At 65.7% G+C, this 26,493-nt stretch carries 24 protein-coding genes and 1 tRNA gene; 17 read left to right on the plus strand and 8 right to left on the minus strand.

Annotated elements, in window-relative coordinates; translation table 11 throughout:
* Nucleotides 1–12: 12 nt before the first annotated feature.
* The 5 genes from ACMI1Q_RS11075 to ACMI1Q_RS11095 all read left to right on the plus strand — a co-directional run bounded on the left by ACMI1Q_RS11075 (nt 13) and on the right by ACMI1Q_RS11095 (nt 7,330).
* Entirely contained in the window at nt 13–2,256 is a 2,244-nt protein-coding gene (locus ACMI1Q_RS11075; RefSeq protein ID WP_419503790.1) for a penicillin-binding transpeptidase domain-containing protein, read from the plus strand.
* 211 nt (nt 2,257–2,467) lie between these two features.
* Nucleotides 2,468–3,559 carry a putative lipid II flippase FtsW gene (ftsW, locus tag ACMI1Q_RS11080; protein WP_419503791.1) on the plus strand — a complete coding sequence of 364 codons (1,092 nt, stop codon included), beginning with the start codon at nt 2,468–2,470 and terminating at the stop codon, nt 3,557–3,559.
* Between the two features lie 138 nt (nt 3,560–3,697).
* Nucleotides 3,698–4,951: a UDP-N-acetylglucosamine 1-carboxyvinyltransferase gene (locus ACMI1Q_RS11085; RefSeq protein WP_419503792.1), complete on the plus strand. Its 1,254-nt coding sequence runs from the start codon at nt 3,698–3,700 to the stop codon at nt 4,949–4,951.
* A 230-nt stretch (nt 4,952–5,181) separates the two neighbouring features.
* Nucleotides 5,182–6,318 (plus strand): cell division protein FtsZ, encoded by a 1,137-nt coding sequence (gene ftsZ, locus ACMI1Q_RS11090; RefSeq protein WP_394980520.1) that lies wholly within the window; start codon nt 5,182–5,184, stop codon nt 6,316–6,318.
* A 34-nt stretch (nt 6,319–6,352) separates the two neighbouring features.
* Nucleotides 6,353–7,330, plus strand: coding sequence for a hypothetical protein (locus tag ACMI1Q_RS11095; RefSeq protein WP_419503793.1), 978 nt, complete (start codon nt 6,353–6,355; stop codon nt 7,328–7,330).
* Nucleotides 7,331–7,819: 489 nt separating this feature from the next.
* Here the strand turns inward: ACMI1Q_RS11095 and ACMI1Q_RS11100 are convergent.
* A tRNA-Gly gene (locus ACMI1Q_RS11100) sits at nt 7,820–7,893 on the minus strand.
* Nucleotides 7,894–8,021: 128 nt separating this feature from the next.
* Between ACMI1Q_RS11100 and ACMI1Q_RS11105 the strand changes: the two genes are divergently transcribed.
* The 5 genes from ACMI1Q_RS11105 to ACMI1Q_RS11125 all read left to right on the plus strand — a co-directional run bounded on the left by ACMI1Q_RS11105 (nt 8,022) and on the right by ACMI1Q_RS11125 (nt 13,202).
* Nucleotides 8,022–9,161: a CapA family protein gene (locus ACMI1Q_RS11105; protein WP_419503794.1), complete on the plus strand. Its 1,140-nt coding sequence runs from the start codon at nt 8,022–8,024 to the stop codon at nt 9,159–9,161.
* Nucleotides 9,162–9,183: 22 nt separating this feature from the next.
* Entirely contained in the window at nt 9,184–9,675 is a 492-nt protein-coding gene (locus tag ACMI1Q_RS11110; protein ID WP_419503795.1) for a DUF2284 domain-containing protein, read from the plus strand.
* A gap of 94 nt (nt 9,676–9,769) precedes the next feature.
* Complete coding sequence (locus ACMI1Q_RS11115) at nt 9,770–12,043, plus strand: hydratase (protein ID WP_419503796.1); 2,274 nt, start codon at nt 9,770–9,772, stop codon at nt 12,041–12,043.
* A 23-nt stretch (nt 12,044–12,066) separates the two neighbouring features.
* On the plus strand, nt 12,067–12,915 hold the full coding sequence (locus ACMI1Q_RS11120) for a PHP domain-containing protein (protein WP_419503797.1): 849 nt from the start codon (nt 12,067–12,069) through the stop codon (nt 12,913–12,915).
* Nucleotides 12,916–12,935: 20 nt separating this feature from the next.
* Nucleotides 12,936–13,202 (plus strand): TIGR03905 family TSCPD domain-containing protein, encoded by a 267-nt coding sequence (locus ACMI1Q_RS11125; RefSeq protein WP_330056010.1) that lies wholly within the window; start codon nt 12,936–12,938, stop codon nt 13,200–13,202.
* A 67-nt stretch (nt 13,203–13,269) separates the two neighbouring features.
* Here the strand turns inward: ACMI1Q_RS11125 and ACMI1Q_RS11130 are convergent, their stop codons facing one another.
* The 3 genes from ACMI1Q_RS11130 to ACMI1Q_RS11140 are packed head-to-tail and all read right to left on the minus strand — an operon-like array spanning nt 13,270 to nt 16,546.
* Entirely contained in the window at nt 13,270–14,631 is a 1,362-nt protein-coding gene (locus ACMI1Q_RS11130; RefSeq protein ID WP_394980508.1) for an MATE family efflux transporter, read from the minus strand.
* Between the two features lie 27 nt (nt 14,632–14,658).
* Nucleotides 14,659–15,633: an ATP-binding protein gene (locus tag ACMI1Q_RS11135; RefSeq protein WP_394980506.1), complete on the minus strand. Its 975-nt coding sequence runs from the start codon at nt 15,631–15,633 to the stop codon at nt 14,659–14,661.
* Nucleotides 15,634–15,637: 4 nt separating this feature from the next.
* Entirely contained in the window at nt 15,638–16,546 is a 909-nt protein-coding gene (locus tag ACMI1Q_RS11140) for a DnaD domain protein (protein ID WP_330056016.1), read from the minus strand.
* Nucleotides 16,547–16,739: 193 nt separating this feature from the next.
* Here ACMI1Q_RS11140 and ACMI1Q_RS11145 point away from each other — a divergent pair, with 193 nt between their 5' ends.
* Nucleotides 16,740–17,591 (plus strand): DegV family protein, encoded by an 852-nt coding sequence (locus ACMI1Q_RS11145; protein WP_177521413.1) that lies wholly within the window; start codon nt 16,740–16,742, stop codon nt 17,589–17,591.
* A 29-nt stretch (nt 17,592–17,620) separates the two neighbouring features.
* On the opposite strand, the gene ACMI1Q_RS11150 is transcribed toward ACMI1Q_RS11145, so the two are convergent.
* On the minus strand, nt 17,621–18,163 hold the full coding sequence (locus tag ACMI1Q_RS11150; protein WP_419503798.1) for a flavin reductase family protein: 543 nt from the start codon (nt 18,161–18,163) through the stop codon (nt 17,621–17,623).
* Nucleotides 18,164–18,371: 208 nt separating this feature from the next.
* Here ACMI1Q_RS11150 and scfA point away from each other — a divergent pair, with 208 nt between their 5' ends.
* From scfA to ACMI1Q_RS11165, 3 genes are all read left to right on the plus strand, one after another.
* The gene (gene scfA / locus ACMI1Q_RS11155; RefSeq protein ID WP_177521411.1) at nt 18,372–18,518 is read left to right on the plus strand and encodes a six-cysteine ranthipeptide SCIFF; all 147 of its coding nucleotides are present in this window, start codon (nt 18,372–18,374) and stop codon (nt 18,516–18,518) included.
* A gap of 69 nt (nt 18,519–18,587) precedes the next feature.
* Nucleotides 18,588–19,967 carry a thioether cross-link-forming SCIFF peptide maturase gene (gene scfB, locus ACMI1Q_RS11160; RefSeq protein ID WP_419503799.1) on the plus strand — a complete coding sequence of 460 codons (1,380 nt, stop codon included), beginning with the start codon at nt 18,588–18,590 and terminating at the stop codon, nt 19,965–19,967.
* A complete protein-coding gene (locus ACMI1Q_RS11165) occupies nt 19,964–21,292 on the plus strand; it encodes an aminotransferase class V-fold PLP-dependent enzyme (protein ID WP_419503800.1) in 1,329 nt (442 codons plus the stop codon). The genes scfB and ACMI1Q_RS11165 overlap by 4 nt, the downstream gene beginning before the upstream one ends.
* Nucleotides 21,293–21,336: 44 nt before the next feature.
* Here the strand turns inward: ACMI1Q_RS11165 and ACMI1Q_RS11170 are convergent, their stop codons facing one another.
* Genes ACMI1Q_RS11170 through ACMI1Q_RS11180 form a run of 3 tightly spaced genes read right to left on the minus strand, consistent with a single transcriptional unit; the run spans nt 21,337 to nt 23,013 of the window.
* The gene (locus ACMI1Q_RS11170) at nt 21,337–21,840 is read right to left on the minus strand and encodes a hypothetical protein (RefSeq protein ID WP_419503801.1); all 504 of its coding nucleotides are present in this window, start codon (nt 21,838–21,840) and stop codon (nt 21,337–21,339) included.
* 13 nt (nt 21,841–21,853) lie between these two features.
* Nucleotides 21,854–22,417 carry a chromate transporter gene (locus ACMI1Q_RS11175; protein WP_419503802.1) on the minus strand — a complete coding sequence of 188 codons (564 nt, stop codon included), beginning with the start codon at nt 22,415–22,417 and terminating at the stop codon, nt 21,854–21,856.
* On the minus strand, nt 22,417–23,013 hold the full coding sequence (locus ACMI1Q_RS11180) for a chromate transporter (protein ID WP_419503803.1): 597 nt from the start codon (nt 23,011–23,013) through the stop codon (nt 22,417–22,419). The genes ACMI1Q_RS11175 and ACMI1Q_RS11180 overlap by 1 nt, the downstream gene beginning before the upstream one ends.
* Nucleotides 23,014–23,116: 103 nt before the next feature.
* Between ACMI1Q_RS11180 and ACMI1Q_RS11185 the strand changes: the two genes are divergently transcribed.
* From ACMI1Q_RS11185 to ACMI1Q_RS11195, 3 genes are all read left to right on the plus strand, one after another.
* Nucleotides 23,117–24,031 carry a LysR family transcriptional regulator gene (locus ACMI1Q_RS11185; RefSeq protein ID WP_419503804.1) on the plus strand — a complete coding sequence of 305 codons (915 nt, stop codon included), beginning with the start codon at nt 23,117–23,119 and terminating at the stop codon, nt 24,029–24,031.
* 73 nt (nt 24,032–24,104) lie between these two features.
* Nucleotides 24,105–24,482, plus strand: coding sequence for a BlaI/MecI/CopY family transcriptional regulator (locus ACMI1Q_RS11190; protein WP_330056033.1), 378 nt, complete (start codon nt 24,105–24,107; stop codon nt 24,480–24,482).
* A complete protein-coding gene (locus ACMI1Q_RS11195) occupies nt 24,479–26,299 on the plus strand; it encodes a M56 family metallopeptidase (RefSeq protein ID WP_419503805.1) in 1,821 nt (606 codons plus the stop codon). Before ACMI1Q_RS11190 ends, ACMI1Q_RS11195 begins: the two co-directional genes overlap by 4 nt.
* The last annotated feature ends 194 nt before the right edge of the window (nt 26,300–26,493 follow it).

The following is a 26,493-nucleotide window of genomic DNA, read 5'->3' on the forward strand; positions in this document are numbered from 1 at the left end:
GGGGGCTTTTTCATGGCTTTGGAACCGATGCTCAAGGCCGCCCAGGACCGGGGCATGAAGCTGCGCACAAGGCTGGTGGCGGGCTTCTTTGCGCTGGTGTGCTTCGGCGGGCTGGTCGCCCGGTTGTGGTACATCCAGATCACCGACCACGATTTCTATGCCGGGCGGGCCAGCGGCCAGCAATTGCGGGACACAGTGGTCCCCGCGCCCCGGGGCGACATTGTGGACGCGAACGGCGTGCCGCTGGCGGTGAACGCCACCTGCTGGACCATCCGCGCTTCGCCCCGGGAGATGGCGGACGAGGACGTGGAGCCCGCCAGCCGGGCGCTGGCCCCGTTGGTGGGCATGGAGTACGAGGAGCTGTATGGGATATTGTCCCAGCGGTCCAGCAACGACGCGCTGCTGCTGCGCCGGGCGGACCGCCAGACCGCCGACGCGGTGCGGCAGCTTTGCACCGAAAACGGGTGGGAGGGCATCCTGCTTTTGGAGGACACCAAGCGCTGGTACCCGGAAGGGGACTTTGCCGCCAGCCTGCTGGGATTCACCAACGTGGACAACGCCGGCATGGCGGGCCTGGAACTGGAGTATGACCAGCAGCTCACCGGCACCAGCGGCCGGGTGCTCAGCGCAAAAAACGCCTGGGGCTACGACATGCCCACCGACTACGATACCTACATCGCCCCGGTGCAGGGCAACACCCTCCAGCTCACCATCGACGTGAACGTGCAGCACTACCTCGAAAACTACCTCAGCTACGCAGTCAAGGCCTACAACGTGAGCCAGCGGGCGGTGGGCATCGTGATGGAGGTGGACACCGGCCGGGTGCTGGCCATCGCCACAAAGCCGGACTACGACCCCAACGAGCCCCGGGTGCTGGCGGACGAGGAGGCCCGCGCCCTGGTGGACAGCCTCTCCGGCGAGGAGCGGGACGCCGCCTTGCAGCTGGCCCAGCAGACCCAGTGGCGCAACAAGGCGGTGAGCGACCTCTACGAGCCGGGCTCAGTGTTCAAGCTCATCACCTGCGCCGCCGCGCTGGACACCGGAGCCGTCACCCCCTCCAGCACCTTCTATTGCGGCAAGGCCTACAAGGTGGCGGGCATCGCCTTCCACTGCGCCAACCACAAGAGCCACGGCAACCAGACGGTGGCCCAGGCGCTGGCCAACAGCTGCAACCAGAGTTTCATCCAGATCGGCCAGCGGCTGGGGGTGCAGGACTTCTGCGATTATTTCGAGGCCTTCGGCCTGCAGGGCGCCACCGGTATCGACCTGCCTGCCGAGCCGAAGAAGTCGGAGTATTACACCGCCGACCGCATGGGCCCGGTGGAGCTGGCCAGCTGCGCCTTCGGTCAGTCCAGCAAGATAACCCCCATCCAGATGATCACCGCCGTCTGCGCGGTGGTGAACGGGGGCAACCTGATGCAGCCCTATGTGGTGGAAAAGATAACCGACGCGGCGGGCAACGTGGTCAGCACCACCGAGCCCACGGTGCGCCGTCAGGTCATCCGCCCCGAGACCAGCGCCCTGATGTGCCAGATGATGGAGGGCGTGGTGGACGGCGGCAGCGGCAAAAACGCCTATGTGGCGGGCTACCGGGTGGGCGGCAAGACGGGCACCAGCCAGAAGCTGGACTCGGAGGACGAAGAGGCCCGCATCGCCAGCTTTGTGGGCATTGCCCCGGCGGACGACCCCAAAATAGCGGTGCTCATCGCCCTGGATGAGCCCCACACGTTTGCGAACGGCGGCGGCGCGCTGGCGGCCCCGGTGGCGGCGCAGGTCATCGAGGAGACCCTGCGCTACTACGGCGTGCAGCCCCAGTACACCCCCGAGGAACAGCAGCGGCTGGAAAACCAGGTCCCCGCCGTGACGGAGCTCCCGGCGGAGGCCGCCGCGGCAAAACTGCAGGAGGCGGGTTTTGCCGCCCGAGTGGTGGGCGAAAGCGACACCGTCCGGGCCCAGTACCCCGCGGTGGGCCAGACGCTGCCCCGGGGCTCCACCGTGCTGCTCTACACCGAGGAAAACGCCGTCCGTCAGGTCACCACCGTGCCCAGCGCGGCGGGGCAGACCCTGGATGAGGCCACCGAGACCCTCCACGCCGCCGGGCTGAACATCAAGGCGGAAGGGGCGGCGGAGATGGAAGGGGCGGTGGCGGTGAGCCAGAGCAGCCCGGCGGGGGAGCAGCTGCCCCAGGGCAGCCTTGTCACCGTGACCTTCTACGACTACACCGTGCCCGCCGACGAGGACGTGAAGATGGACTAAACCGGGCAGAGCCTGCGCACACTGTTAGGGCAATGCTCAACGCAAGGAGGCGGTCAGCCTGTTCGCTCCAAACCATTCGTCCCCGGCAAAAAGCCCGGCCCCCCGCGCCCCGGCCGCCGCAAAACCGGCGCACCGCCGCGCCCGGCCAAAGCGGGAAAAACGGCCCCTGCCGCCCTGGCTGGAAAAGCTGCTGGGCGCGGGCCAGCCTTCCATGGATCTGCCCTTTCTCATCCTGGTGCTGGCGCTGGTGGCCTTCGGGCTGGTGATGCTGTTCAGCGCCAGCTACGCGGTGGCCATGTACCGCCGGGGCACTCCCTATGCCTACATCCGGCCCCAGCTGCTCTTTGCCGCGGCGGGCCTCGCGGCCATGTACATCGCCAGCCGGGTGGATTACCACATCTACCACAAGCTGGCCTGGCCGGTGCTGGGCCTCTCGGTGGTGCTGCTGGTGGTGGTGCTCTTCATGCCGGAATACAACGGCTGCAAGCGGTGGATCGTGCTGCCGTTGGGCACCCTGCAGCCCAGCGAGATCGCCAAGTTCGCCGTCATTCTGGTGTTCAGCCACATCATCTCCCTCAACCACACCCGCATGAAGCGGTTCTCGGTAGGGGTGCTGCCCTTCGCCGTCATCCTGGGGGTGCTGGCGGTGCTCATGCTGCTGGAGCCGCACCTGTCCGGCACGCTGCTGCTCTTCGGCATCGGCGCGGTGCTCATGTTCGTGGGCGGCACCGGCATGCGGTGGTTCGCCATGGCGGCGGGGGGAGGCATCGCGGCGGTGGCGGCGGCGCTGGTGTTCCTGCCGGACCTTGTGCCCTACGCCGCCGACCGGCTGAACAGCTGGCTGGACCCCTTTGCCGACCCTCTGGGCGACGGTCACCAGACCATCCAGAGCCTCTACGCCATCGGCTCCGGCGGGGCCACCGGGCTGGGCCTTGGCAACAGCCGCCAGAAGTACCTCTATGTGCCCGAGCCCCAGAACGACTTCATCTTCTCCATCGTCTGCGAGGAACTGGGCTTCATCGGGGCCTGCCTTGTGATACTGCTGTTCGTGCTGCTGCTCTTGCGGGGCATCACCATCGCGGTGAACGCGCCGGACAAATTCGGCGCGCTGCTCACCGTGGGCTTCACGGTGCAGGTGGTGATGCAGGCGGTGCTGAACATGGCGGTGGTCACCAACACCATCCCCAACACCGGCATCAGCCTGCCCTTTTTCTCCTCCGGCGGCACCAGCCTGATGATGCTGCTGGGCGAGATGGGCATCGTGCTCTCGGTCAGCCGTCAGGCGGGCCAGCAGAAATATTAGCAAATGCCCGCCGGGCGTGCGCGGAAGGATTTTCCGCCGCCCCGGCGGGCTTTTTTCACCAAAACCGCCCCCGGAACATACAGTGGGCCATGACACAACGGAACGGCTTGAGGGGGGCGAAGGAGATTGACGGAATACATGTTGATACAGGGCGGGCGCAGGCTGTCGGGAACGGTGCGGCTGCCGGCGGCGAAGAACAGCGTGCTGCCGCTTCTGGCGGCGTCGCTGCTGTGCGAAGGGGAGAGCACCCTCTCCCAGGTGCCGCGGCTTTCGGACGTGGAGCAGAGCACGGCCATCCTGACCGCGCTGGGCTGCCGCTGCCAGTGGCGGGGGCGGGGCCTTGTGGTGGACGCGGTCGGGGCGGGAGGCAGCGGCGCGCTGCCCGAAGGCCCGGTGCGGGCCATGCGCAGTTCGGTGTTCTATCTCGCGCCGGCGCTGCACCGGTGCGGGCGGGTGAGCATGCCCATGCCCGGCGGCTGCAAGCTGGGCCCGCGGCCCATCGACATCCATCTGGACGGCCTTGTGAAGATGGGCGCGAAGGTACAGTGGCAGGGCGAAAGCCTCACCGTCACCGCGCCCCAGGGGCTTTCCGGGGTGGATTACAGCCTGCGCCTGCCCAGCGTGGGCGCCACCGAAACGCTGCTGATGGCGGCGGTGCTGGCCAAGGGGGAGACGGTGCTGCGGGGCGCGGCGGCGGAGCCGGAAATAGCGGACCTGGCGGCCTTTTTGAGCGCCTGCGGGGCGGACATCCAGGGCGCAGGCACGCCGCTGGTGCGCATCCGGGGCGTACAGGGGCTGCACGGCACGCTCCACACCCCCATCCCGGACCGCATCGTGGCCGCAACCCTGGCGGCCGCCGTGGCCAGCGCCGGGGGCCGGGTCAAATTGCTGGGCTGCCCCTGGGAGCCGCTGGCTCCCACCATGGAGATCCTCTGCCGGGCGGGCTGCACCGCCGAGCACGGCGGGAACACTGTGACGGTGAGCCGGGAGGGGCCGCTCAAAGGGGTGGGCCGGGTCTACACCGGGGTGTATCCCGCCTTCTCCACCGACGCGGCTCCCATGGTGGCGGCGGCGCTGCTCACCGCCGCCGGGCGCAGCGCCGTGGAGGACACGGTGTTCGAAAACCGCTTCGCCTGCGCCGAGGGCTTTTCCGCCCTGGGCGGAAAAGCGGTGCGCTGCGGCCGCGCGCTGGAGATAGAGGGCGTGAAGCGCCTGTCGGGCGCGGACCTCACCGCCCGGGACCTGCGGGGCGGCGCGGCGCTGGCGGTGGCGGCCCTGGCCGCCGAGGGGGAGAGCCGCCTGTTCGGCCTGGAGCACATCCGCCGGGGCTACGGCGACCTTGCCGGCACCCTGCGCTCGCTGGGGGCGGACGCGGTCTGCCGGCGGCAGTGAAAACGGGCGGGACGGGCGCAGAATGCCCGTCCTGCTCCGCTGTGTTTTGCCCGCTGCCGGCCAAGGCGGAAAACGGCAAACTGCGGGCAAAAAACCGCAAATTCACCACCCCCTCCCACTTGAATTTCTGCCGCCTGTCTGCTATGCTATTATTAGTTTTACATTCTACGGTGGCACAGTCTGCCCCGCAGCTGGATGTGGCATAAAAACGCTTAGGGGGAAGTTGCAAGATGGCTTTCATTCTCGATGAAGAGATGATGAATATTACGAACATCAAGGTGATCGGCGTGGGCGGCGGCGGCGGCAACGCCGTGAACCGCATGGTGGCCGCCGGGCTGCAGGGCGTGGAGTTCATCGCCATGAACACCGATCAGCAGGCCCTGCTGAACAGCAAGGCCACCCAGAAGGTGCAGATCGGCACCAAGCTGACCAAGGGCCGCGGCGCCGGCGCCGACCCCGAGATCGGCCAGCGCGCCGCCGAAGAGAGCAAGGACGAGATTGCCAACGCGCTGAAGGGCGCGCAGATGGCCTTCATCACCGCCGGCATGGGCGGCGGCACCGGCACCGGCGCGGCCCCCGTGGTGGCCGAGGTGGCCCACGACCTGGGCATCCTCACCGTGGGCATCGTCACCAAGCCCTTCGCCTTTGAGGGCCGCCGCAAGATGAGCCTGGCCGAGCAGGGCATCGCCGCGCTGCTGATGCATGTGGACAGCCTCATCGTCATCCCCAACGAGCGTCTGAAACTCATCAGCCAGGAGAAGATCACCCTGATGAACGCCTTCGAGGCCGCCGACAACGTGCTGCGTCAGGGCGTGGAGAGCATCTCCAGCCTCATCAACATCCCCGCCTTCATCAACCTGGACTTCGCCGACGTGCGCAGCATCATGAAGGATGCGGGCTATGCCCACATGGGCGTGGGCAGCGCCAAGGGCGCGGGCAAGGCGGAGAACGCCGCCAAGGCCGCCATCTCCAGCCCCCTGCTGGAGACCTCCATCGCCGGGGCCCGTGGCGTCATCATCAACATCACCTCCTCGCCGGACATCGGCCTGGAAGAGGTGGAGCAGGCCTCCAGCCTCATCACCCAGTCCGCCCATCCCGACGCGAACATCATCTGGGGCACCACCTTCGACGAGAACCTGTCGGACGAGCTGCGGGTCACCGTTGTGGCCACCGGCTTTGAGAACGCGCCCGCCCAGGCCGCGCCCCGCGCCACCGAGGCCTCCCCGGTGCACACCGTGCCTCAGCCGGTGTTCAGCGGCGATGCCGGCGCCGCGGCCTCCAGCGCCCCCGCCGCCGCCACCAAGAGCGAGGACGACGACGAGGATTACTTCAACCAGATCATGGGCCTGCTGAACAACCGCAGATAAGCGGCCCGAACACTGACCGAAAGGAGGCGGCACCATGGCGGACAAGCCCACCCCCGGCGAGTTCAAAACGTCTCTGATGGGCTTTCAAAAAGCCCAGGTGCTTGCCTACATCGACGAGCTGAGCGCCAAAGCGCTGGAAAGCCAGAAGCAGCAGGAGCAAGCCGCCGAGGCCCTGCGCAAGGAGCTGGAAAACGCCAAGGCGGACAACGACGTCCTTCTGGAAAAGACCAAGGAAGTGTGCGACAGGCTCACCAGCGAGGAAAAGCGCGCTGGCGAGGCCGAGAGCCGCGCCCGTGCCATCAGCGAGCAGCTGCTGCACATGGAAGAGACCGCCAACGGCTACAAGAGCCGCCTGTTCACCAAGGAGCAGGAGACGGTGGTCCTGCGGGCGGACAATGCCCGCCTCACCGAACAGCTGGAGCAGCAGCACAAGCAGCTGGAACAGGCCCTGGCGGACCTGGAAGCCGCCCGCGCCGAAGGCGAGGAAAAAGCCCGGCAGGGCAGGGAAGAGCTGGAGCGCCAGCGCAGCGCCTTCGAAGAGGAAAAGCAGGCCGACCTGTGCCGGATGGAACAGGAGAAGGCGGACGCTCAACGCCAGATGGAACAGCAGCGGGAAGCCGCCCAGCGCGAGCTGGAACTGGAAAAAGCCCGCTTTGACCAGACCCGCCGCACCCAGCAGGAATCCGCCCGCCAAAGCGCCCAGCAGATGGCGGACACGGTGCTGCTGCTGCGCAGCCAGCTGGAACAGGTGGACCGGCAGATCGCCGAGGCCGCCGAGCGGCTGCAAAAGGCCACCGGCGCCATCTACACCGCCCTTGGCGAGACCGAGCAGAATCTGGTGACCCTGGGCGCCCAGGCCGACAGCTTCCCCAAGCCCCTGCCCGAGCCGCCCGCCCCGCCGAAAGCCCAGCCCCGCCCCGAGCGGGACAAGCGCCTGCCCCGCCGGCCGGCACGCCGCCGCACCGTGAGCGAGAGCCTGCTGGACCTTTTGGAGCGCGCCTTAAAAGAATGAGAAAAGCCCCGGAAGAAGGTTCTTCCGGGGCTTTTTGCTTGAATAAACGCCGTAAGCAATATGCCGACTGCGCATTGCCGCCCGCCAGGGCGGCCGGGGCCCCCGTGAAAATTTGCGCAAGCAAAGTTTTGCGGGGAAGTGAGGAGCAGCAGAATGAGCGCGCGATGATTCTTGCAAAAAAATCGTCGCAAGCGATATGACGCTTGCGCATTGCCGCCCGCCAGGGCGGCCGGGCCCCTGTGAAAATTTGCGGAGCAAAATTTCACGGGGAGAAGGAGCCGCAGCGAAGTGAGCGCGCGATGATTTTTGCAAAAAAAGTCGCCGCAAGCGATACAAAGCGTATATATTGCCGCCCGCCAGGGCGGCCGGGGCCCCTGTGAAAATTTGCGGAGCAAAATTTCACGGGGAGAAGGAGGAATGACGGAGCGGTATGAGAAAAGCCCGGTCATTTGACCGGGCTTTTTGAATGGAGCGCAGTCCATTCCGACGTGGAGCGGGGTACGGGAGTCGAACCCGCCTGTTCGGCTTGGGAAGCCGACGCACTACCGATGTACTAACCCCGCGGGTGAATACCTGATTATTATACCCGCTGGGCCGCAAATTGTCAAATCCTTTTTCCACCCCGGCGGCCCCTTGCACCGGGGCGGAAAAGACAATATACTAAAGAAAACAGTCAAAGGCGGGTGAGCCGATGAAAAATCCGTTGGATGCGGTAAAAATATTCTTGGGGGTCGTGTGCGTTGCCGGGGCCTTTGCCGCGGCAGCCTTCGCGCCCGGCGCAGGCGGGCAGCCCGCCGCCCCGTCGCCCACGCCTGCGCCAACGCCGGCCGCCAGCCCTGCGCCCAGCCCGTCGCCCACGCCTGCGCCGGAGGTGACGCTGGCCTTCACCGGCGACGTGAACTTCGCCGACGATTGGTACAATATGCTCCACTACGCCAAAACCGCCGGCGTGGAGGACTGCTTTGACCCGCTGCTGCTGGAAGAGATGCGCGGCGCGGACGTGCTCCTCTCCAACAACGAGTTCGCCTTCTCCGACCGGGGCGCCCCCATGGCGGGCAAGCAGTTCACCTTCTGCTCCCGCCCGGAGAATGTGGAACTATGGCAGCAGCTGGGGGTGGACATCGTCGGCCTTGCCAACAACCACTGCTTTGACTACGGCGCCGACGCCTTTGCCGACACCCTGACCACCCTTTCTGACGCGGGCATCGCCTATGTTGGTGCGGGCGCGGACCTGGAAGAGGCCATGACGCCCCGCTACTTCACGGTGGACGGGCTGACCATCGGCTATGTGGCCTGCACCCGGGCGGAAAAGTACGTCCTCACCCCCGAGGCAGGGGCGGACAGCCCCGGCGTGCTGCGCTGCTATGACCCGGAACTGGCGGTGCAGGTCATCGAGGAGGCCAGCAGCCAGTGCGACTATCTGGTGGTCTACGTCCACTGGGGCACCGAGTACAGCACCCAACTGGAACAGGCCCAGACCGACCTTGCCACCCTCTTCGCCGAGGCGGGGGCGGACCTCATCGTGGGCAGCCACTCCCACATCCTGCAGGGGGCCGGCTGGCGGGGAGACGTGCCCGTGCTGTACAGCCTGGGCAACTTCTGGTTCAACATGGAAACGGTGGACACCGCCCTGCTCACCGTCACCCTCACCGGCCCGGGGGCGGAGAACGCCACCGCCCGCCTCATCCCCTGCATCCAGACCGGCGGGCGCACCTCCGTCCTCACCGACGAGGGGGAGAAGGCCCGCATCCTGGACCATCTCAACTCCATCAGCGAGAGCGGCTGGTTCGACGCGGACGGCGTGCTTCACCCGCCCGGAGAGCAGCCCTGACGAAAACACACAGGAGAACACCATGGAAAAATATCTTTCCCTTCTGCGCCGGGGCGGCGCGGCCCGGGCGGCGGTCATCGACCCCAAAACCATCGTCACCGCCCCCTGGGTGGCGTTCAAATGCCAGTATGGCTGCCCCTATTACGGCAAAAACCTCTGCTGCCCGCCCCACGCCCCCGCCTGGCGGGAGACGCAGGCGATGATCGACTGCTTTGGCACCGCCATCCTGTTCTGCTGCCCCGCCATGGAGGCGGTGAATCCCCTGGCCCTGGCTGCCGCGAAAGAGCTGTTTCTGGACGGCCGTTACAAAGCCGTGGCCCTGGGCAGCGGCCCCTGCCTTTTGTGCGAGAGCTGCAACGTGGCCGAATGCCGCCACCCGGGGCGGGCCATCCCCTCCATGGAGGCCTGCGGCATCGACGTGTTCGCCACCGCCCGGGCCAACGGCATGGCGGTGGAAACGCTGGCCGACAAGATCCAGCCGCAGAACTGTTTCGGCCTTCTTCTGGTGGAATGACGAGAACGCTTTGAAACAGGCGGCAAATATGGTATAATATTCAGATAGCGACAGAAAAAGCAGCCCGGCGCGCCGGGCATAAAGGAGGCTTCCCATGGTCACTTGCTCCAAGACCGGAATGTACTACGCCCGGGGTCAGTGGGTCCCCGCCGATGAAAATGTCCCCGCCGCCCTGGCGGCGCTGGGCTTTGACGAGGCCGCGCGGCAGAACGCCCGCAAAGGCACCATCGCCTGGGGCATCCTGCAGGCCCATAACCACAGCGGCGACGAAAACGCCCTGAAACTCAAATTCGACGCGATGGCCAGCCACGACATCACCTTCGTGGGCATCGTGCAGACCGCCCGCGCCTCGGGCCTCACCAAGTTCCCCATGCCCTATGTGCTCACCAACTGCCACAACAGCCTGTGCGCGGTGGGCGGCACCATCAATGAGGACGACCACCTCTTCGGTCTGTCCGCCGCCAAGAAGTACGGCGGCGTGTACGTGCCGCCCCATCTGGCGGTCATCCATCAGTACATGCGGGAGATGTACGCCGGCTGCGGCAAGATGATCCTGGGTTCCGACAGCCACACCCGCTACGGCGCGCTGGGCACCATGGCCATCGGCGAGGGCGGCGGCGAGCTGGCAAAGCAGCTTTTGAACCGCACCTACGACGTGGCCTGCCCCGGCGTGGTGGCGGTGCACCTCACCGGCGCGCCCGTGCCCGGCGTGGGCCCCCAGGACGTGGCCCTGGCCATCATCGGCGCGGTGTTCGCCAACGGCTATGTGAAGAACAAGGTCATGGAGTTCGTGGGCCCCGGCGTGGCCAGCCTGCCGCTGGAATACCGCAGCGGCATCGACGTGATGACCACCGAGACCACCTGCCTGTCCAGCATCTGGGTCACCGACGAGGCCACCCGGAAGTATCTGGCCGTCCACGGCAGGGAAGGGGACTATAAGCCTCTGGCCCCGGCGGACCTTGCCTACTACGACGGCGTGGTGGAAGTGGCGCTGGACAAAGTCCGGCCCATGATCGCCCTGCCCATGCACCCCTCCAACGTCTACACCATCGAGGAGCTGAACGCAAACCTTGCCGACATCCTGCACAAGACCGAGGAGGACTGCGCCGCGCTGGTGGGCGGCAAGGTCAAGCTGGACCTTGTGAGCAAGATCGAGAACGGCCGCCTGCGGGTGGACCAGGGCGTCATCGCCGGTTGCGCCGGCGGCACCTACTCCAACATCTGCGAGGCCGCTCAAATTCTGGAAGGCCACACCGGCGGCAACGGGGAGTACGCCCTCAGCGTCTACCCCTCCAGCCAGCCCACCATGATGGCGCTGATGAAGAACGGCGCCCTGGCCAGCCTGATGGCCGGCGGCGCCACCGTGCGCACCGCCTTCTGCGGGCCCTGCTTTGGCGCGGGCGACGTGCCGGCCAACGGTTCGCTGTCCATCCGCCACACCACCCGCAACTTCCCCAGCCGCGAGGGCTCCAAGCCCGGCAACGGCCAGATCGCCGGTGTGGCGCTGATGGACGCCCGTTCCATCGCCGCCACCACCCGCATGGGCGGCATCCTCACCCCCGCCACCGACATCGACTATGAGCCCCACATCCCCGAGTACGAGTTCGACGACTCCAGCTACCGCAGCCGCGTCTACAACGGCTGGGGCAAGGGCGACTACGACAGCCTGCTGCGCCTGGGGCCCAACATCAAGGATTGGCCCGCCATCCAGCCCCTGGCCGACAACCTGCTGCTGAAGGTCACCAGCTACATCACCGACCCGGTGACCACCACCGATGAGCTCATCCCCAGCGGCGAGACCAGCAGCTACCGCTCCAACCCCCTGGGTCTGGCGGAGTTCACCCTGAGCCGCAAGGACCCGGCCTATGTGGGCCGCGCCAAGGCGGTGCAGGCCGAGGAGGCTGACCGCGCCGCCGGCAAGGGCAGCGACGAGCTGCTGGCCAAGGTGCGCGCCGTGCCCGGCTGCGAGGCCCTCACCTGGAACGATCTGGCCATCGCCAGCACCATCTACGCGGTGAAGCCCGGCGACGGCTCCGCCCGTGAGCAGGCCGCCAGCTGCCAGCGGGTGCTGGGCGCGGGGGCCAACATCGCGGTGGAGTACGCCACCAAGCGCTACCGCTCCAACCTCATCAACTGGGGCATGCTGCCCTTCCAGCTGGACGGCCCCACCCCCTTCGGCCTGGGCGATTACATCCTCATCCCCGGCGCGCGGGCGCTGCTGGCCGAGGACCGGCTGGAGAGCATCCCCGCCTATGTGCTGGGCGAAAACGGCCCCAAGGCCTTCAGCCTCTCCATCGCCCCCCTCACGGCGGACGAGCGGCAGATCTTGCTGGACGGCTGCCTCATCAACTACTACAAGCACGGCTGAAGACCAAAAGGAAGGTGGACACCATGGCCGGCGATCTGCATACCCACACCACCTGGTCCGATGGGGCGCTGCCCGCTCCCGTGCTGCCCAAGCTGGCGGCCCGGGCGGGCCTTGCGTGGCTGGCCATTTCCGACCACGACACCCTGCTGCCGGTGGAATACGCCTATGAAAACCCCACGGTGGAAGGGGTGGACCTCATCCCCGCCACCGAGCTCACCGCCTACGACTATGAGCGCAAACGGCAGGTGCACATTTTGTGTTACTGGCCGGATAAGGACAGCCCCGAACTGGCGGGCCACTGCCGCCTGATGGCCGACCGGCGCAACGCCGTCTGCACCCAAAGCGCCAAAGAGCTGGAAGAGATTTACCCCCAGTTCAAACTGGAGGACGCCCGCCGCATGGCGGACGCGGGCGGCGGCGTCATCTTCAAAAGCACCCTGATGCGGGTGCTCTATGAGTACGGTCTGGTGGACGGCATCTACCAGCAGGACTACAAGACCCTCTTCGGGGCCAAGGGCGGCAAGGTGCTCCACAACCCGGAGTATGAGCCGGTGGAGAACGTCCTGGCGGTCATCAAGGCCGCCCGGGGCGTGGCGGTGTTCGCCCACCCCAGCGTCTACAACAGCATGGAGCTGGTGGCCGAGCTGGCCGCCGCGGGGCGCATCGACGGGGTGGAGATAGAGCACCCCCGCAACACCCCCGAGGATAAAGAGGAGCTGCGCCGGCTGGCCGCAAAGTACGGCCTCGTCACCACCGGCGGCACCGACTTTCACGGCATCCACGCCGGCAAGCCCCGGCGGCTGGGCCTCTGCCGCTGCACCGACGAGGAAGTGCTGCGGCTGAACGAACTGGCAAAAGCGAAGAAAGCATAAAAAGAGAGAAGGAAACCAAAATGATCACCCACACCCGCAAAAACAGCGGTACCTGCTCCCGCAGCACCACTGTCACCCTGAACGACGACGGCACCATCCACAGCATCGAAGTGGTGGGCGGCTGCAACGGCAACCTGAAGGGCGTCAGCAGCCTGCTGGTGGGCATGGACGCCGCCGACGCCATCCGCCGCATGCGGGGCACCACCTGCGGCCCCCGCTCCACCTCCTGCCCGGACCAGATCTCCCTGGCCCTGGAAGAGGCGCTGGAAAAGCTGAAGCGCAGCTGAATCAGAACAAAAAGAAAAGCCGCCCGCGCACGGTGCTCCGTGCGCGGGCGGCTTTTGTGTCTGGCGTTTATTTGAATTCGATGGTCTCCAGCCGCTGGATTTTGTTCTTGTAGGTGCGGCGGAAGAAAAGGGTGGCCAGCACCAGCGCGCACACCTCCGCGATGAAGAAGCTGTACCACACCGCGTCCAGGTTGCCGGTGAGGCTGAGCAGCCAGGCCACCGGCAAAAGCAGCACCAGCTGGCGGAAGGCGCTCATCAAAAGGCTCAGAAGCCCCTCGCCCACGGCCTGGAACAGGCTGCTGAACACGATGTCCACGCCGGCAAACAGGAAGCTCAGGCTGATGATGCGCAGCGCCGGCTGGCCGATGTGGCCCAGGTCGCCGCCGTCGCTGAACATGGCCAGAAGCTGGCCGGGGAACAGCTGGAAGATGACGGTGCCCAGCGCCATCACGCAGAACATGGCCACCATGCACACCTTGATGGCGGAGAGGATGCGCTCCTTGCGGCGCGCGCCGTAGTTGTAGCCCACGATGGGCACCAGCGCGTTGGTCAGGCCGAAACCGGGCATGAACACGAAGCTCTGCAGCTTGAAGTAAACGCCCAGCACCGAGACGGCGGTCTCGGAAAAGCCGATGAGAATTTTATTCATGCCAAAGTTCATCACGCTGCTGATGCTCTGCATGATGATGCTGGGCAGGCCCACGTCGTAGATGCCCGCCACGGTGGGGCCGTCGAACCTGAGCTTTTTCCAGTGCAGCCGCACCTCGTTGTTGAACTTGAGGTTGAGGATGAAGCACACGCAGCAGCCGAACCACTGGCCGATGACGGTGGCCACCGCCGCGCCTAAGACCCCCAGCTTCGGCGCGCCCAGCAGGCCGAAGATGAGGATGGGGTCCAGAATGATGTTGACGATGGCGCCGGACATCTGGCTCAGCATCTGGAACACCGTGCGCCCGGTCACCTGGATGAGCCGCTCGAGGCAGATCTGGAAGAACATGCCCAGGCTGAACACCAGGCACACCCGCAGATAGGCCGCGCCGTCGGCGGCGATGGCGGGATTGGTGGTGAAGAAGCTGAAGAACAGCTCCGAGCAGAAGAGCCCGAACACCGCAAAGGCCAGCCAGCTGAAAAACATCAGCAGCATGCCGTTGTGGGCCACCTTGTCGGCGGCCTCCCGGTTGCCCTCGCCCAGCCGGCGGCTCAAAAGGGCGTTCACGCCCACGCTGGTGCCCACCGCCACGGCGATGGTCAGCATCTGCACCGGGTAGGCAAAGCTCACGGCGGCCAGCGCCGCGTCGGACAGCCGCGCCACAAAGATGCTGTCCACAATGTTGTAAAGGGCCTGCACCAGCATGCTGATCATGATGGGGAAGGCCATGCCCAGCAGAAGGGGCGCAACGGGCTTTGTGCCCATGATATTCTCTTTCATTCCTCGCGATACGTCCTTTGCTTTTGTTTATTCCATGCTTTTCAGCTTGCGGATGTCCTGCCCCAGAAACAGCACCGGCTCGCAGCTGCCGCCCAGGCGGCTGGCGATTTTTTCGGTGTAGCGGGCCTCAAAGGCCTTGCCGTCCACGATGTTGGTGGTGTAAACGGTGGGCCGCTTTTCCAAAAGGCGGGTGTTCAAAAGGTTGTAAAAGCAGCTGAGCACATAGGGGCTCACATACTCGGTGCCCAGATCGTCCAGCACCAGCAGGTCCGCTTCCAGCACTGCCTCCATCAGCGGGCAGTCGTCCGCAAAGCGGTCCCGCTCCAGCTGGCCGAACAGGCTCTGGGCGCTGATGTACACCACGTCAAAGCCCTTTTCCAGCACCGTCTGGGCAATGGCCAGCGCCGCGTGGGTCTTGCCCAGGCCCGCGTTGCCGCAAAGCAGCAGGCTGGTGCTCTTCATGTCAAAGCTCTCGGCGTAGTCCCGCAGGGCGGCCAGCGTCTCGGCCATCTCGGTGCGGATGCTCACGCCGGTGGCCTCGTCCGGCTCGTCCGGATAGTAGCGCAGTTCCATCGAGTCGAACCCGCACAGGGACAGGGGCGACTCTTTGGCGATCTCCTCCCGCCGCAGCTGCCGGGCCCGGCGGGAAACGCAGGCGCACATCCGCCCGTTCACCACGCCGGTGTCCTTGCAGACCGGGCACTCGAAGGCCGGCTCCAGGCTGGCGGGGCCGTAGCCGTGGTCCGCCAGCAGCGTTTCCAGCTGCTTTTGGGCGGCGGCGCGCTCGGTGCGGGCGGCGTTCTGCTCCTCTTCCTTCGCGCCCGCCGCGGCCAGCTGCACCAGCCGGATGCCCAGCGAGCGCACCTTGTCCTCCAGCGGCTCCAGTTCGGGGATGGCCGCCGCCGCGGCCTGCCGCCGTCGTGCCGCCAGGGTCATGGCCCGCTGGCGGGCGCTGGCGGTCTGGCGCTGCGCTTCTCTCAACAGTTCCGTTTTCGTGCGCATAGGTTCAGTCCTCCCGTTTCAGCCGCAGCGGGCGGTTTTGCGCCCGGCGCAGGATGTCGTTGCCGCTGGGGGCTGCCCGGTCCACCCGGATGTTGCTGCCCTCCAGCCCGCCGGCGCCCCGGGTGTCCGCCAGGGTGCGCCAGCCCTTTCCGTGCCAGCTCTTCAAGATGCCGTTGACGTACTTCGCGTCCTTGCCCGCCCCGGCGTGCAGCACCGCCTCGGCCACCATCGCGTCGTCAAAGCGGTATTCCTCGTACCAGCGGCGCACGCAGTTCTTGTCCGCCATGGTCAGGTCCTCGGCGGGCACGCCCAGCAGCTCGGCTACGGTGCGCTCATGCCGCGCCCGGTCCTCCAGCAGCTGCAGATGGCGCTCGGCGTCCTCGCCGCTGGCCACGCCCTCCTGGGCCCAGCGGTCCAGTTCCCGCTCCAGCTGCGCCACCGAGCGGCGGCCCCGCCCGGCGTTGTAAGCCGCGCACAGCAGGATGACCTCGGCGGGGATGCTCTCGTTCACATACAGCGACACCACCCGCTGGATGTCCTTCTGGCCCAGCGCCTTGCCCAGGCAGGTCTGGGCCTCGCTAGCCAGCATGGACACGGTGGGGTCCCGCAGGGCGGCCATCCGCAGCTGGTCGGCGGTGAGGGGCGGGGCCTTTTCGACAGGAGGCGGCGCGGACGGGCCGCTCTGCTCCTTTTCCAGCAGGCCCACGCCGTGCCAGAATTCCAGCGCGCTGCTGGCCGAGGCCACCGTCTTGAGTTTCAGATCGTGGGCGATGGTCTTGGGGTCGGTGCAGCGGGTGGCAATGATGTACAAGGCCACCCGCACCGGGTCGCCGCCGGCCCGGTCCAGATGGCGGAACACCAGCTGCGGCACGGCGATGGAGTCGCCGGCGTTGTCGTTCAAGCGGTAGGTCATGCGGGAATTGCTCCTTTGCGTTCAGCGCATAAAACTTCATTATAAATATAGCACAAAACCCGGGGATGTGCCAGAGCTTTTTGGCCGCCCGATTTGACAAACGGCCCCCCGGATGATAGCATTAAACAATAATGGTACGGACCCGCCGGCGTCAGGCCGGCCACACAGATTTGTCAGGACAAGGTGCAGGAGCATGAAGATTGCGATCGTGACGGACAGCAACAGCGGCATCTTTGAACGCCAGGCCCGCAAGATGGGGGTGCATGTGGTTCCGATGCCCTTTTCGGTGAACGGCGAGTGGCTGTACGAAGGCGTACAACTCACCGCGCCGGATTTTTACAAGGCCCAGGCGGCAGGCGCGGACATCACCACCAGCATGCCCAGCCCGGCGGATGTGACGGAGCTGTGGGAAAAGCTGCTGGCGGACCACGACGAGCTGGTCTACATCCCCATGACCAGCGGCCTCAGCGGCTCCTGCGCGGCGGCCGCGGCCCTGGCCGAAGACTACGACGGCCGGGTGCAGGTGGTGGACAACAAGCGCATCTCCCTCACCCAGCTGCAGTCGGTGCTGGACGCAAAGCGCCTGGTCAAGCGCGGCCTCACCGCCGCCCAGGTGAAGGCCCAGCTGGAACAGCACGCCCTGGACGCCAGCATCTACATCACCTGCAGCGACCTCAAATACCTGAAAAAGGGCGGGCGCATCACCCCGGCGGCCGCCGCCATCGGCACGGTGCTGAACATCAAGCCGGTGCTGCAGATTCAAGGGGAGAAGATCGACGCCTACGCCAAGGTGCGGGGCATGCATCAGGCGGTGGAAAAGATGCTGGACGCCATCTGCGACGACATCACCGGCCGCTTCAACGGCATGAACCTGCACATCGGCACGGCTTACAGCGGCGACCCCGAACTGGGCAAGAAGTGGCAGAAGTACGTCCAGAGCCGCCTGCCCCGCTGCCGGGTGCACTCGGCGCCCCTCTCTCTGAGCATCGCTTGCCACACCGGCCCCGGCGCGGTGGGCATCGGTTGCTTCTACTACGAAAAATAAAACGAAGGCCCGCGGCTGCGGGCCTTTTTTTATTCCAGAATGTAGGCGCTCACGATCTCGCCGTAATAGGCGGTGTGAAAATCCCGGTTGCGCCCGTGAAAATCCGGCTCCACGTCCTGGGGGTGGTATTTCTCCCGGATGGCGGGCGGGATGGCGGCGGCCTCCTGATGCTGGCGGTAGATCACCTTGCACTCCAGCGTCAGGGGCAGCTGGGCGATGGCGGGGGCGGCCACCTTTTGGCCCGGCACGGCGGTCAGCCCCGCCAGAGCGAACTTGTCGCAGCTGCGCCCGGTGCGGGCGCCGCACAGGCCCAGGATGCGCTTGTCAAAAACGCCCACGGGAACGTTCACCGTGAACTCGCCGCTCTCTTCCAGCAGCTCGTGGGTGAAGCGGTGGGTGCGCACAAAGGCCACGAACACCGGGCGGCCCCACTCCACGCCGATGGTGCCCCAACCGATGGTCATGGTGTTGGTCCTGCCCTTTGCCCGGGTGGTCAGCAGCACGCCGGGGTCCAGCGCTTTGGCGATGGTGCCGGCGTATTCCAGCGGGTCGATGAACTTGGGTGTGAACATGGCAGAAGGCCTCCTTTGCGCGCTAATTTGCTACTTACAGAATAAAACCGCCGCAAGCCGCTGTCAACTGCCTTTTTGCCGCCGCCGGGGCGCCGCCCTTCCTTGACAATCCGCCGTCTTCATGCTATACTTTGCGCGTATCGATTGTGTGCTTTGGCCGCTGCCGCGGCCCGGCAGCAAAATATGCTGAACAACTGGAGATGTCGTTATGGAAAGAATCAAGACCATCGAGACCCGGAACCTCTGCGAGAGCGCCAAGAACGGCGGCTGCGGCGAGTGCCAGACCTCCTGCCAGTCCGCTTGCAAGACCTCCTGCGGTGTTGCGAACCAGAAGTGCGAGAACGCTGACAAGTAAACTTCTAAACTTCCAGGAAAGCCGCCGAACGATAAGGCGGCTTTTTTGTGCTTAAATTCGGAGGATACAATGATCCATCAATACCAGCTCAACGGCTACAACATCGTGCTGGACACCTGCTCCGGCGCCATCCACGTGGTGGACGAGGTGGCCTATGACCTCATCGCCGGCTATAAAAACGAGCCGGAAGAGGAGCTCATCCGCCGCGTGTGCGAAAAATACAAGGACCGCGAGGGCGTCACCGAGGCGGAAGTGCGCGCCTGCCTCGACGACGTGAAGGGCCTCGAGGCCGCGGGCAAGCTTTACAGCCCGGACACCTTTGCCGACCTTGCCGGCCAGTTCAAGGGCAAGCGGGAGAACGTCATCAAGGCCATGTGCCTGCATGTGGCTCACACCTGCAACCTCAACTGCTCCTACTGCTTTGCCAGCCAGGGCAAGTACCACGGCGAGCGGGCGCTGATGAGCCTGGACGTGGGCAAGCGCGCGCTGGACTTCCTCATCGAGAACTCCGGCTCCCGGCACAACCTGGAGGTGGACTTCTTCGGCGGCGAGCCGCTGATGAACTGGGACGTGGTCAAGCAGCTGGTGGCCTACGCCCGCCAGCGGGAGAAGCAGTGCGGCAAGAACTTCCGCTTCACCCTCACCACCAACGGCGTGCTCATCGACGACGACGTCATCGACTTTGCCAACCGGGAAATGAACAATGTGGTCCTCAGCCTGGACGGCCGCAAGGAAATTCACGACCGCCTGCGGGTGGACTACGCCGGCAACGGCAGCTATGACCGCATCGTGCCCAAGTTCCAGGAGTTCGTGCGCCGCCGGGGCGACAAAGAGTATTACATGCGGGGCACCTTCACCCACGCCAACCCCGACTTCACCAAGGACGTGTTCCACATGGCCGACCTGGGCTTCGACCGGCTGAGCATGGAGCCGGTGGTCTGCGCGCCGGACGACCCCGCCGCCCTCACCGACGAGGACATCCAGGTGGTGCTGAAAGAGTACGAGAAGCTGGCCATCGAGATGATCGAGCGCAAAAAGGCGGGCAAGCCCTTTGTGTTCTACCACTACATGCTGGACCTCACCGGCGGCCCCTGCATCTACAAGCGCCTGTCCGGCTGCGGCAGCGGCACCGAATACGTGGCCGTCACCCCCTGGGGCGACCTCTACCCCTGCCACCAGTTCGTGGGCGAGGAGGCCTACAAGCTGGGCGACATCTGGCAGGGCGTGACCAACGAGGCCGTGCGTGAGGAGTTCCGCGGCTGCAACGCCTACTCCCGCCCTGAGTGCCGGGACTGCTGGGCCCGCCTCTACTGCTCCGGCGGCTGCGCCGCCAACGCCTACCACGCCACCGGCAGCATCGGCGGCGTCTATAAGCAGGGTTGCGAGCTGTTCAAAAAGCGCATCGAGTGCGCCATCATGCTCCAGATCGCCCTGGGCGAACTGGGATGAAGACCCCCGTCTGCGACTTCGTCGCCGCCTATGAACAGAGCGGCATCGCCCGCCTGCACATGCCCGGCCACAAGGGCAAAGGCCCCTTGGGCTGCGAAGGGCGGGACATCACCGAAATTGCGGGAGCCGACAGCCTCTATGAGGCGGGCGGCGTCATCGCCCAAAGCGAGCAGAACGCCGCCGCCCTGTTCGGGGCAAAGGCCACCTTCTACTCCGCCGGCGGCTCCAGCCAGTGCATTGGGGCCATGCTCTGCCTCGCGCTGCAGAAGAGCAAAAGCCGGGTGGTGCTGGCCGCCCGCAACGCCCACAAGTCCTTCCTGCACGCGGCGGCCCTGCTGGACGCGGATGTGCGCTGGCTTTGGCCCCGGCCCTATTCGCTGCTGGCCTGCCCGGTGACCCCCGAAGGGCTGGAAAACGCCCTGGCGGCCCTGCCCGAAGCGCCGGCGGCGGTGTACATCACCAGCCCGGACTATCTGGGCAATGTGCAGCCGGTGGCGGCCCTGGCAAAGGTCTGCCACGCCCACGGCGCGCCCCTTCTGGTGGACAACGCCCACGGGGCCTACCTTCACTTCCTGCCCGCGCCCGCCCACCCGCTGGACGAGGGGGCGGACCTCTGCTGTGACTCCGCCCACAAGACCCTGCCGGTGCTCACCGGCGGAGCCTGCCTCCACCTGGGCCATGGCCTTCTGAAGGCGGAGGCAGGGGAGGTGCGGGCGGCATTGTCGCTGTTCGGCTCCACCAGCCCGTCCTATCTCATTTTGCAGTCGCTGGATGCCTGCAACCGCTATCTGGCCGACGAGGCCCGGCGAAAGCTGGCCGCCTGCGTCCGGGCGGTGGAAGCGCTCAAAGCGGACCTTGCGGCCCAGGGCTGGGCCGTGGCGGAAAGCGAGCCCCTCAAGGTGACCCTCCATGCCTCAAAGCGTGGCTGGCGGGGAGACGCGCTGGCCGACTTCCTGCGCAAAAACGGCGTGGAGTGCGAATACGCCGACCCGGACGACCTGGTGCTGATGGTCAGCCCCCAGAACAGCCCGGAGGACCTGGAAAAGGTGCGCGCCGCCCTGGCGGCGGCAGGGCAGGGGAGCGAAGCGCCGCAAACGCCGCCCCAAATGGCCCGCCCCCGGCAGGCCATGGGCATTCGCGCCGCACTGCTGGCCCCCGCCGAGGAAGTGCCGGTGGCGGCTGCGGCGGGCCGCGTCTGCGCCGCCCCCACGGTGGGCTGCCCCCCGGCGGTGCCGGTGGTGGTGAGCGGCGAGGAGATAAGCCCGGACGCCGCCGCGGTCTTCCGCTATTACGGCATCGAAACGGTGCGCGTGGTCCGGGAATGATAACAGAGAAAAAGCCCCCGACGGCGGTCGGGGGCTTTTTTGTTTCACACGGTCAAAAATTCGTTTTCCCGCTCCAGATACCGGCTGAACACATACAGCCCGCACACCAGCCCGGCGGACATGGTGGAAGGGGCGTCGATGTCCCAGCCGCCGGTCACGCCCCGGTGCACGATGCGCGCCACCACCGCACCGGCGGCGTTTTGCATGATGAGGGTGTACAGCGCGCTGCCCAGCGCCAGCATGGCCCGGTCCGCCCGGGGCAGGCGGCAGAGAGGCCAGCCGTCCGCCGCGGGGTCGAACTCCGGGTTGTAGGCGGGGCTTGCCTCGATGCAGCTGCCGTCGGCGGCGGTCAGGGCGTATTTGTGGTAGGTCACCTCGCCGCTGTGCCCGGCGGGCGCGTCCAGCAGTTTTATCTCGCTGGTGTACAGCGGCGCGCCGTCCGCCCCGGTGATCTCCTTCTCCGGGCCGCACACGCTGCCCCGGATCTTCGCCAGGGGCGCGCTGTCCTTCGCGCCATACAGAATTCCCGACAAAAGCTTGCATTTCACGGTTTTTGCCTCCTCACACGATGGAATAAAGGGCCACGCCCGCAACGCCGGAGGCCATCATGATCCAGATGGGGTTCACGCTCTTGCGGCGCAGCACCAGAAAGCCCGCGGCAAAGATGAGGGCGGCCACGGTGTCCAGCCCCAGCGGGCCCACGCTCAGCTCCCGCCCGCCGAACAGCGCCAGCACCAGCAGCGACAGCCCCGCGCTGGCGATCATGGCCACCACGGCGGGCCGCAGCCCCTGCAGCACTCCCTGCACGGCCGTCAGCTTGGAGAAATGATAGTAGATGAAGGCCAGCGCCAGCACGATGATGCAGGAGGGCAGCACGCACCCTGCCGTGGCCACGATGGCGCCGGGCAGCCCCGCCACCCGGATGCCCACAAAAGTGGCCGAGTTGATGGCGATGGGCCCGGGGGTCATCTCAGCGATGGTCATGATGTCGGCGAACTGGTTCATGGTCAGCCAGGCGTGCTGGTCCACCACCTGCTGCTGGATCAGCGGCATGGCGGCATAGCCGCCGCCGATGCTGAACAGTCCGATTTGGAAAAAGCTCCAGAAAAGCTGGGCGAAAAGCATCACGCGGCCCCCTTTGCACTGCGCTGACGGCGCATAAGATCCAGCACGCCGAAGGTGGCGCACGCCAGAATGATGACGATGATGTTCACGTTCAAAAAGCGGTTGGCCACGAAGGCGCCCGCCAGGATCAGCACCGGCAGCACCCGTTTCTGGCGGAAGATGTCCTTCGCCAGCCGCAGCACCACGTCCAGAATGACGGCGGCCACCCCGGCCAGCATGCCGCACATGGCCATGTTCACGAACACGTTGTCCCGGAAGGCGGCGTAGAACAGCGAGATGACCGAGATGATGATGAGTGGCGGCGTGACGGTGCCCACCATCGTCAGCAGCGCGCCGGGGATGCCCGCCACCCGGATGCCCACAAAGGTGGCCGAGTTGATGGCGATGGGCCCGGGGGTCATCTCGGCGATGGCCCCCGGCGAGGACTGGGCGATGGCCGCCAGGTCCAGCATCTCCTCCTCGCCGATCCAGCCCAGCTGCTCCACGAATTTTTTGCGGATGAGCGGAATGATGACGAAGCCGCCCCCAAAGGTGAAGGCGCTGAGCTGAAAGGTGGAAAGGAACAAAGTCGCGTATTTCTTCAGTTTGGATTTCAAGCAGATCCCTCCTTCGCACCTCAGTATACGCCTTGCGCGATAATATGAAAAATACTATAATTAAATATAAACGATAAGTAAAACGATATATAAGGAGGACGCCATGACCATCCGGCACATCAACATCTTCCTCGCCGTGTGCGAAGCGGGGGAGAACACCACCAAAGCCGCCGAGCTTCTGCACATGAGCCAGCCGGCGGTGAGCCTTGCCATCCGGGAGTTGGAGGACTATTACGGCGTGGCCCTGTTCGACCGCATCGGCCGGCGGCTGAGCATCACCGAGGCGGGCAAGCGCTTCCGGGAGTATGCCAGCCACATCTCCACCATGTTCGACGACATGGAACAGACCCTGCGGGACTGGGGGCACCTGGGTGTGCTGCGGGTGGGGGCCAGCATCACGGTGGGCTCCCGCTTTCTGCCCAGCTACGTCAAGACCTTCCTCTCGCTGCATCCGGGGCTGGAAATACGGGCGCAGGTGGCCCCCACCGAGGCCCTCAGCGAAAAGATCATGGAAAACGAGCTGGATTTCGCGCTGGTGGAGGGCGTGCCCCGCGACCCGTCGCTGGTGAGCGAGAACTACATGGAGGACCATCTGGCGGTGATCTGCCCGGCGGGCGGGCCTTTCCGCCAGGGCGAGACCATCACGGTGGAGCAGTTCCGCGCCCAGCGCTTTCTTCTGCGGGAGAAGGGCAGCGGCGCCCGGGAAGAATTCGACCGCGCCATCGAGCAGGCGGGTTTTTCGGTCACGCCCGCCTGGGAGGCCATGTCCACCACGGCGCTGGTGAACGCCGTGATCGAAGGGCTGGGCATCTCGGTGCTGCCCCAGCGGCTCATCGTGAGTGCGGTGGAGCGGGGGCTGGTGGTCTCGGTGAAGGTGGAGGGGCTGGATTTCTGCCGCCAGTTTCGCATCATTTATCACAAGGACAAATACCTGCCCGCGGTGGCCAAAGCCTTTTTGGAGCACTGCCGCGATTTTGAGCAGAACTATCCGCTGCCCCGGTTCAACGGCCTGTATTGAGGGGTTGACAAACTTGCTCTACAAATATAGAATAAAAATAGAACTACATTTGTAGAGCAAAGGAGGGCTTTCTGTGGACAAGACCATCCGCCGCCTGCCGGACGCCGAGCTGGAGGTGATGCAGGCCGTGTGGGCCTGCGAAGCGCCCGTGGCCCGGGCGGACATCGACGCAAAGCTCAAAGACACCCACCCCATGGCCCTGACCACCCTGCTCACGGTGCTCACCCGCCTTGCGGACAAGGGCTTTGTGCGCATCGAAAAGCAGGGCCGCAGCGCCCGCTACATCCCGCTGGTCAGCCGGGAGGAGTATCTGGCCCAGCAGAGCCGCCGCTTTCTGGAGAAGCTCTGCGGCGGCAGCCTGCCCGCCTTCGCCGCCGCTCTGTGCGACAGCGGCCTCAGCCGGGAGGAACTGGCCGAGCTGCGCCGTCTGCTGGAAAGGGACGAGCTATGAGCACGGAACTGTTTATGCGCGGGCTGTTCGCCCTGCTCATGGGCGGGTGCTTCTGCTGGGCGGTCCATCGGAACAAAAACGTGGAGGATACCTTTGACCCGGAGCGAAAGCACCAGCGGTATCTGCCCCTTGTTTCGGGCGTCATCCTGCCGGTGTTCGTCCTTGGCACCGCCGCGGTGATGCTCATCGTCCGCCCCGCGGGGGTGGAGCAGTCCATCCTCTCCATGTTCTTCAGCCTGTTTTTGCACATCAGCGTCTACTATCTGATCCTGCTGGCGCTGCTGCCCTTTCTGCGCCGGCACTTCAGCGCCACCGCCTGCGCGGCTTTGTGGCTCATCCCGAATTATCTCTACCTCACCCAGCAGAGTTTCATGGAACTGCCCGCCCCGGCGCTGACGCTGCGCCTGCCCATGGGCACGGCGGGGGTGCTGCTGGTGGTGTGGGCCACGGGCGCGGCGGCGGTGATGCTTTTCAAAATCGCTTCCCACCTGCGCTTTCGCCGTCATGTGCTCCGCGCCGCCCGGCCGGAAGAGGACCCGGCGGTACTTGCGGTCTGGGATTCGGAGGTGGCGGCCGCCCGCTTCCAAAAGCCGAAATTCCGTCTGGTGCGCTCGCCCGTGGTGGCCTCGCCCCTTTCCATCGGTCTCTTTGAGCGCTCCACCCGGGTGGTGCTGCCCGAAAAGCAGTACAGCCCGGAGGAACTGGCCTTCATCTTCCGCCACGAGCTGGTGCACATCGGCCGGCAGGATGCCTGGTCCAAGTTTTTTCTGGCCTTCTGCGCCGCCGTGTGCTGGTTCGACCCGCTGATGTGGCTGGCCATGGGCAAAAGCGCCGACGACCTGGAACTCTCCTGCGACGAGGCGGTGCTGCAAAACGAGAGCGACGCCCGCCGCCGTCAGTACGCCGATCTGCTGCTCACCACCGCGGGGGACGGACGGGGCTTCACCACCTGCCTTTCCCCCGGGGCAAAGGCCATGCGCTACCGGCTGAAAAGTGTGATGAAGCCAGCCAAAAAGTTCACCGGCGGGGTGCTGGTGGGGGCCGTGTTCTTTGTGCTCTGCATGACCAGCGGCTACGTCACCCTGGCTTTTGACGCGGGCACGGGCGCCGACGTGCTCTTTGACGGGCAGGACCCGGCGGCCTGCACCATCGCCAGCGCGCGCAACTGGAAAGACGACAGCCAGCAAGAACTGCTCTGCCTGGACGTACAGGGCTTTGCCGGCTTCCTCGCCGCTCTCCCGATGGAGCAGCTCACCGGCAACTATTCCTTCACCGACGGCCCGCGGGAGACCATCATCATCTGGGACACCCCCCGGGGCACCCTCTCCACCGTGTTCTACGAAAAGGCCGTCAAGGTGGTGCCCTTCTACACCGAGAAGATGGAGGCCACCTGGTATTCCGTGCCCGGCGGAATGGACTGGACCCGGCTCGAAGCCTTCTTCGAACCCCAGCCCGCCCTCTATCTCGTGTTTGAGGATGAAAACGGCCAGCGCTTCGCGGACATCAACGCCAGCCTCTGGCGGCTGGAACAGGGCGGCACGGTGCTGGAGGACCGCACCGGCTCCCCCGAGGACGTGAGCGGCATCTTCGGCTATGAGGAAGCGCGGCAGGTGCGCTTTTCCTTCTCGCTGCCGGTGCGGGAGTATTCCATCACGGCGGAGCCGGAGAGCGGCGCGCCCTTCACCATCGCCCCGGCGGATGACGGTCTTCTGCCGCTGGCGGACGGCCCCGCCCTCTACCGGGTGCAGGCCGCGCTGGAAGGCAGCAACGGCGTTTACGGTGCCGAGTTCCGCTTCGCCGTGGGCGACGCGGGCTGACAACAGAAGAACACGAAGCCCCGGCCCGCAGGCCGGGGCTTCGTTCGTTGGGGAGTATCTTTTTTGAAAGACTTTGTGAAATTATATACTTTTGCGCAAATTGTTGATAAAGAAATGTAAAAAACATTACAATGAATACAAATTAAACTCAGGTGAATGAACCTGCGGATGCAAAGCGCGAGAGAACAGAGAAG

It is taken from the genome of Candidatus Allofournierella excrementavium, assembly GCF_048526665.1.
Taxonomy (GTDB): domain Bacteria; phylum Bacillota; class Clostridia; order Oscillospirales; family Ruminococcaceae; genus Allofournierella_A; species Allofournierella_A excrementavium.

Bases quoted from the DNA above. Each gene is read 5' to 3' on its own strand.
- ACMI1Q_RS11075 (WP_419503790.1), top strand. From the start codon at position 13: ATGGCTTTGGAACCGATGCTCAAGGCCGCCCAGGACCGGGGCATGAAG.
- ftsW (WP_419503791.1), top strand. From the start codon at position 2,468: ATGGATCTGCCCTTTCTCATCCTGGTGCTGGCGCTGGTGGCCTTCGGG.
- ACMI1Q_RS11085 (WP_419503792.1), top strand. From the start codon at position 3,698: ATGTTGATACAGGGCGGGCGCAGGCTGTCGGGAACGGTGCGGCTGCCG.
- ftsZ (WP_394980520.1), top strand. From the start codon at position 5,182: ATGGCTTTCATTCTCGATGAAGAGATGATGAATATTACGAACATCAAG.
- ACMI1Q_RS11095 (WP_419503793.1), top strand. From the start codon at position 6,353: ATGGCGGACAAGCCCACCCCCGGCGAGTTCAAAACGTCTCTGATGGGC.
- ACMI1Q_RS11105 (WP_419503794.1), top strand. From the start codon at position 8,022: ATGAAAAATCCGTTGGATGCGGTAAAAATATTCTTGGGGGTCGTGTGC.
- ACMI1Q_RS11110 (WP_419503795.1), top strand. From the start codon at position 9,184: ATGGAAAAATATCTTTCCCTTCTGCGCCGGGGCGGCGCGGCCCGGGCG.
- ACMI1Q_RS11115 (WP_419503796.1), top strand. From the start codon at position 9,770: ATGGTCACTTGCTCCAAGACCGGAATGTACTACGCCCGGGGTCAGTGG.
- ACMI1Q_RS11120 (WP_419503797.1), top strand. From the start codon at position 12,067: ATGGCCGGCGATCTGCATACCCACACCACCTGGTCCGATGGGGCGCTG.
- ACMI1Q_RS11125 (WP_330056010.1), top strand. From the start codon at position 12,936: ATGATCACCCACACCCGCAAAAACAGCGGTACCTGCTCCCGCAGCACC.
- ACMI1Q_RS11130 (WP_394980508.1), bottom strand. From the start codon at position 14,631: ATGAAAGAGAATATCATGGGCACAAAGCCCGTTGCGCCCCTTCTGCTG.
- ACMI1Q_RS11135 (WP_394980506.1), bottom strand. From the start codon at position 15,633: ATGCGCACGAAAACGGAACTGTTGAGAGAAGCGCAGCGCCAGACCGCC.
- ACMI1Q_RS11140 (WP_330056016.1), bottom strand. From the start codon at position 16,546: ATGACCTACCGCTTGAACGACAACGCCGGCGACTCCATCGCCGTGCCG.
- ACMI1Q_RS11145 (WP_177521413.1), top strand. From the start codon at position 16,740: ATGAAGATTGCGATCGTGACGGACAGCAACAGCGGCATCTTTGAACGC.
- ACMI1Q_RS11150 (WP_419503798.1), bottom strand. From the start codon at position 18,163: ATGTTCACACCCAAGTTCATCGACCCGCTGGAATACGCCGGCACCATC.
- scfA (WP_177521411.1), top strand. From the start codon at position 18,372: ATGGAAAGAATCAAGACCATCGAGACCCGGAACCTCTGCGAGAGCGCC.
- scfB (WP_419503799.1), top strand. From the start codon at position 18,588: ATGATCCATCAATACCAGCTCAACGGCTACAACATCGTGCTGGACACC.
- ACMI1Q_RS11165 (WP_419503800.1), top strand. From the start codon at position 19,964: ATGAAGACCCCCGTCTGCGACTTCGTCGCCGCCTATGAACAGAGCGGC.
- ACMI1Q_RS11175 (WP_419503802.1), bottom strand. From the start codon at position 22,417: ATGCTTTTCGCCCAGCTTTTCTGGAGCTTTTTCCAAATCGGACTGTTC.
- ACMI1Q_RS11185 (WP_419503804.1), top strand. From the start codon at position 23,117: ATGACCATCCGGCACATCAACATCTTCCTCGCCGTGTGCGAAGCGGGG.
- ACMI1Q_RS11195 (WP_419503805.1), top strand. From the start codon at position 24,479: ATGAGCACGGAACTGTTTATGCGCGGGCTGTTCGCCCTGCTCATGGGC.